This window comes from SAR202 cluster bacterium (genome assembly GCA_016872285.1).
Lineage (GTDB): Bacteria > Chloroflexota > Dehalococcoidia > Lucifugimonadales.
On sequence record VGZZ01000078.1, the window covers coordinates 1 to 4,787 of the forward strand.

General features: G+C 59.8%; 6 protein-coding genes and 1 pseudogene. 5 read left to right on the top strand and 2 right to left on the bottom strand.

Annotated features, from left to right (window positions below):
* The 5 genes and pseudogenes from FJ320_12730 to FJ320_12750 form a co-directional block, all read left to right on the top strand.
* A partial coding sequence (locus FJ320_12730) for an IS110 family transposase (GenBank protein MBM3926809.1) occupies window positions 1-107 on the top strand: 107 nt, incomplete at its 5' end.
* A 263-nt stretch (window positions 108-370) separates the two neighbouring features.
* The gene (locus tag FJ320_12735) at window positions 371-3,130 is read left to right on the top strand and encodes a valine--tRNA ligase (GenBank protein MBM3926810.1); all 2,760 of its coding nucleotides are present in this window, start codon (window positions 371-373) and stop codon (window positions 3,128-3,130) included.
* A 129-nt stretch (window positions 3,131-3,259) separates the two neighbouring features.
* Window positions 3,260-3,487 (top strand): hypothetical protein, encoded by a 228-nt coding sequence (locus FJ320_12740; GenBank protein MBM3926811.1) that lies wholly within the window; start codon window positions 3,260-3,262, stop codon window positions 3,485-3,487.
* 56 nt (window positions 3,488-3,543) lie between these two features.
* Window positions 3,544-3,753, top strand: coding sequence for a toxin-antitoxin system HicB family antitoxin (locus FJ320_12745; protein MBM3926812.1), 210 nt, complete (start codon window positions 3,544-3,546; stop codon window positions 3,751-3,753).
* Window positions 3,754-3,788: 35 nt separating this feature from the next.
* Window positions 3,789-3,893, top strand: a pseudogene (locus tag FJ320_12750) (type II toxin-antitoxin system VapC family toxin).
* Between the two features lie 3 nt (window positions 3,894-3,896).
* Here the strand turns inward: FJ320_12750 and FJ320_12755 are convergent.
* Together FJ320_12755 and FJ320_12760 are read right to left on the bottom strand one after the other, a co-directional pair.
* Entirely contained in the window at window positions 3,897-4,082 is a 186-nt protein-coding gene (locus FJ320_12755; protein MBM3926813.1) for a DUF433 domain-containing protein, read from the bottom strand.
* Between the two features lie 21 nt (window positions 4,083-4,103).
* On the bottom strand, window positions 4,104-4,589 hold the full coding sequence (locus FJ320_12760; protein ID MBM3926814.1) for a hypothetical protein: 486 nt from the start codon (window positions 4,587-4,589) through the stop codon (window positions 4,104-4,106).
* Window positions 4,590-4,787: the final 198 nt, after the last annotated feature.

Here is a 4,787-nt window from a genome sequence, read left to right on the forward strand (position 1 = left end):
AGAAGGTGGCCCTGGTGGCCTGCATGCGCAAGCTCCTTACCATCCTCAACGCTATGCTCAAACATAAGACCCCTTGGCATCTTTCTCCTAAGGTGATTTATGCCTAACTCTAAAGACGGTTGCTGAGCGAAGTCCGTACTCGGACGCAGTCGAAGAATCTGTTGCCACTGGAACCCAGGCCTCATTTTCTCCTAGGCCACCCCACATCTTATGTAAGGGCGAGGTTATCTCGCCCCCCCTTATTTCAGCGAAAGTCGGAATCCAGTCCTCTTATCTTTGAGAGGGCGACTGTTAACTCCTCTACACTTCCCGCTCCTCTCCCGCCCTTGCTACAATACCCCTTTAACCAACAACCCGAAGGTGCCTCCCTATGACCCTCCCCGCCTCCGACATGCCTCCCGCCTACAACCCCGCCCAGGTGGAAGGCCCCATATACCAGTCCTGGATGGACAAGGGTTACTTCAAGCCGCGCATACCTTCTAGCGGGGGGCGGAAGCCTGCCCTGAGCGCAGTCGAAGGGAAGCCCTTCGTCATCATCATGCCGCCGCCCAACGTAACCGGCGAGCTCCACCTCGGCCACGCCCTCACCGCCGCCATCGAGGACATGCTCGCACGATGGCATCGAATGAAGGGCGAGCCGACGCTCCTCCTCCCCGGCACCGACCACGCCGGCATCGCCACCCAGGTGGTCGTCGAGCGCGATCTCGCCAAGGAAGGCGAGACCTCCCGCCTCGCCCTGGGCCGCCAGGAGTTTGAGCGGCGCGTCTGGCAGTGGGTCGACAGATACGGCAGCCGCATCAACGAGCAGATCAAGCGCCTCGGCACCTCTTGCGACTGGTCCCGCAAAGCCTTTACCCTCGACCCCGGCCCCAGCAAAGCCGTCCGCACCACCTTCGTCAACCTCTATAACAAGGGCCTTATCTATCGAGGCGAGCGCATCATCAACTGGTGCGTCCGATGCGCCACCGCCCTCTCTGACCTCGAGACCGTCCACCAGCCTACCAGCGGCAAGCTCTATTATGTCAACTACCCCCTGGCCGACGGCAAAGGCCATATCACCGTCGCCACCACGCGACCCGAGACTATGCTTAGCGACACCGCCGTCGCCGTTAACCCCAAGGACAAGCGCTACAAGCGTCTCGTCGGCAAGACCGCCCTCCTTCCCATCCTTAACCGCCCCATCCCCATCGTCGCTGACAACGCCGTGGATCCCTCCTTCGGCACCGGCGCCGTAAAAGTCACCCCCGGCCATGACCCCACCGACTTCGACATCGGCCAGCGCCATAACCTCCCTATCCGCATCGCCATCGGCTTCGACGGCAAGATGACCGCCGAGGCCGGACCCTTCCAGGGCCTGGACCGCTTCAAGGCCCGCCAGGCCGTCGTCGAACGCCTCGAGCAAGACGGCCTGTTGGAAAAAACGGAGCCTTACCAGCACTCCGTCGGCCACTGCCAGCGATGCAACACCGTCGTCGAGCCCCTGGTCAGCAAGCAGTGGTTCGTAAAAGTCGGCAGCCACACGGAGCCCGACTCCATCGCCGGTCGCGCCTACGCCGCCGTCGCTGACGGTCGCATCCAAATCGTCCCCGAGCGATTCGCCAAGGTCTACAACAACTGGATGGAGAACATCCGCGACTGGTGCATCAGCCGACAGCTCTGGTGGGGCCATCGCATCCCCGTCTGGTACTGCGACAAAGCCCACATGACCGTCGCCATCGAAAACCCCGCCGCCTGCGCCAACTGCGGCTCGACGGACATCACCCAGGACCCCGACGTCCTCGACACCTGGTTCTCCTCCGCCCTCTGGCCCCACTCTACCCTCGGCTGGCCCGACGACACCACCGACCTCCGCCACTTCTACCCCACCAGCGTAATGGAGACGGGCTACGATATCCTCTTCTTCTGGGTAGCCCGCATGATTATGATGGGCATGGAGAATACCGGCGACATCCCCTTCCGCACCGTCTTCCTCCACGGCCTGGTCCGCGACGCCCAGGGCATCAAGATGAGCAAGACCAAGGGCAACGTCCTCGACCCCCTCAAGCTTATCGACCTCTACGGCACCGATGCCCTTCGATTCGCCCTCACCACCGGCACCGCCCCCGGCAACGACCTCCGCCTCAGCGAAAAGAAGCTGGAGTCCGCCCGCAACTTCGCCAACAAGCTCTGGAACGCCTCTCGATTTGTTATCTCTAATCTTGAGAAGGCCGATTCTCTTGCCGGATGGTATGACCTGTCTGAACCCACCCACCGCGAGGACCTATGGATCGTCTCCCGCCTCCACCGCACCGCCCAGCGCGTCAACGACGCCCTGGACCGATTCGAGACCGGCGAGGCCCAGTCCGCCGTCTATGACTTCCTCTGGGACGACTTCTGCGACTGGTACCTGGAACTCGCCAAAGTCCGACTCCGCTCCGCCCAAGCTCCACCACAACCTGATCATTCAATCGGTGGAGGCAGATCTATCGGCCCCCTTCCCGTCCTCGCCCATGTCCTGGAGCGCACCCTCCGGCTCCTCCACCCCTTCATGCCCTTCGTCACCGAGGAGGTGTGGCAGAAAATCACTGGCGTCCTCCCCAAAGAAGGCCGCCTCCCTGACTCCATCATGGTCGCGCCCTACCCCCAGGCCGACGCCTCCCGATTTGACCCCGCCGCTGAGGCTGAAATCGGCCAGCTCATGACCCTGGTCCGCTCCATCCGCAACGTCCGCGCCCAGCTTCGCGTCGACGCCAACGCCCGCCTCCAAGCCCTCGTCGACCCCAAGACCCACACCACCCTCGTCCGTGACGAGCGCGCCGCCATCGAAACCCTTGCCCGCCTGGAATCGCTAGATGTAGTCCAGGGCCTCGAAAGCGCCCCCAAAGACGGCACTGTAACCGTCGTCGCTGGCCAGGTAGTAGTCGGCCTCCCCCTGGGCGGCCTGGTGGACGTCGCCGCCGAGCGTCACCGCCTCACCAACGAGCTAAACGACGCCCAGCAAAACCTCACCCGCGTCCAAGCCCTCCTGGGTAAACCCGACTTCGCCTCCAAAGCCCCGGAAGACGTCGTTGAGCGTGAACAAGAACGGGCGGAAGGCCTGCGGGAACGGGTAGCGAGACTAGGTGAGGTTCTAGCGCAGCTAGGCGACTAGGCTCCGTCCGCGTTGTAGGGGCGCGGTCGCCGCGCCCGTTCCCCTTCTTTGTCATCCTGAGCGTAGTCGAGGAATCTCAACATACTATATACTATCAATTACCGCGGCCCATTTAAGTAGGAAAACATCATGTGGTGGGAAGAACTACTCTGGGGTCTCTGGCACGGCATACGGGCCTGGGTCGTCCTCATCGCCCATGTCTTCAACGCCTGGGATAAACACACCGTCTACGACGCGGCTCGCGCCAGTAACTGGTTCGACTTCGGTTTCCTCCTCGGCGCCGGCTCCCCCTTCCTCGGCATCTTCGGCGCCAGCAAAAGCAGCGCCGCCGCCCCGCGCCGCCGGCGAACGAAGTAGTCTGTTTCAATCAGGAAGCCTATTGACAGGCTTAGCGTGTGAGCTATGCTGACCTTATGCCGAGCTTCTATATCCGCAACGTTCCCGACGACGTTCACCGCAGGCTAAAACAAAAGGCCGCCGACTTGGGCCTCTCCCTAAACGCCTACCTCCTTCAGGAACTGGAGGCGAGAGAGCAATCTAGAGCGCTGATAGAAAAGTTTGGAGGTAGCGACAAGCTGTCCTTTGAGGGATTCCCAGACAGCACTGAGGAGGAGAGGCGCTAGCTACCCCGCAGACAGGTGATCACTCTTTAGAAATCGCCGCCTACGTCGCCCTGGCCGAAGCCCTGGACGCCCCCCTCCTCACCCGCGACGCCCGCCTCGCCCGCGCCACCGGCCATCAGGCTGTGGTGGAGCTGGTGTAACCGTCACCGCCCCAACTCCCCCAACACCCCGCTAATAGCCTCCTCGGTGAGACTGGGGTACTCCTCTACGATTTCAGGAATACTCTTCCCCGAGGCCAGCAGTTCCAGTAGCAATCTGATCGAAATACGCGTGTCCCGCACCCTTGGCGCGCCTCCAAGATGTTCTGGGTCCGCAACTATCCACTTCATCCTAGGTTCCGAAGATGGAATTCATGAGGAATACCGAATAATTTCGACCTGATATCGTTTTCCCTTCTCTAACTCGGTGAACCTTAGGACTGCACCGTTCGATAACGCTTTGTGTTTGTCGAACCAGGGCTTCAGGTTACCCTTAATGTATTGACCCGCCAATGGTTCACCCTTCGCGGTACCTTTTGGAGCGGAAGTCACATGCGCAGGGCTTTCATTTACATCTGTCTTTAATGTGAAAGTCACATTGTAACCTGGGAAGAAGGAACGCTTGTCTCTGGGTATAAAAATTAAGTTATACTTTCTATGGTAATAGATAGTTTCGACCTCTATATCAATCGAGCTAGTAGCACTGGCGGCCCTTGGTCCGCTGGTCCCATTGTTCTTCGTCAACTCCAGGACCCGGCGGAGCACCTCGTTTGGTGTGCTAAATACCATGCCAAAACGCATAGCCCGTGCCTCTAACTCTTTTTGAACTTCCTCGTCGATTCTAATTACAGGTGGCATCGCGGTCCTCCTTTCTTGTCGTTTTGTTACAATGTAACAATGTTACAAGCCCTTGTCAAATTTCAGCGTGTTGACGTTCAAACAAAGAGGGAGGGCGGTTAGGCCCTCCCTCTGAATCGGAGTATATGTCATTGAGAACTAGCTAATGGTCTATGCCTATGCTTGAGTTGACTAAACCTCTGCTTGCCCAGCCCCCCC

Bases quoted from the DNA above. Each gene is read 5' to 3' on its own strand.
- FJ320_12735 (MBM3926810.1), top strand. From the start codon at position 371: ATGACCCTCCCCGCCTCCGACATGCCTCCCGCCTACAACCCCGCCCAG.
- FJ320_12760 (MBM3926814.1), bottom strand. From the start codon at position 4,589: ATGCCACCTGTAATTAGAATCGACGAGGAAGTTCAAAAAGAGTTAGAG.
- FJ320_12755 (MBM3926813.1), bottom strand. From the start codon at position 4,082: ATGAAGTGGATAGTTGCGGACCCAGAACATCTTGGAGGCGCGCCAAGG.
- FJ320_12745 (MBM3926812.1), top strand. From the start codon at position 3,544: ATGCCGAGCTTCTATATCCGCAACGTTCCCGACGACGTTCACCGCAGG.
- FJ320_12740 (MBM3926811.1), top strand. From the start codon at position 3,260: ATGTGGTGGGAAGAACTACTCTGGGGTCTCTGGCACGGCATACGGGCC.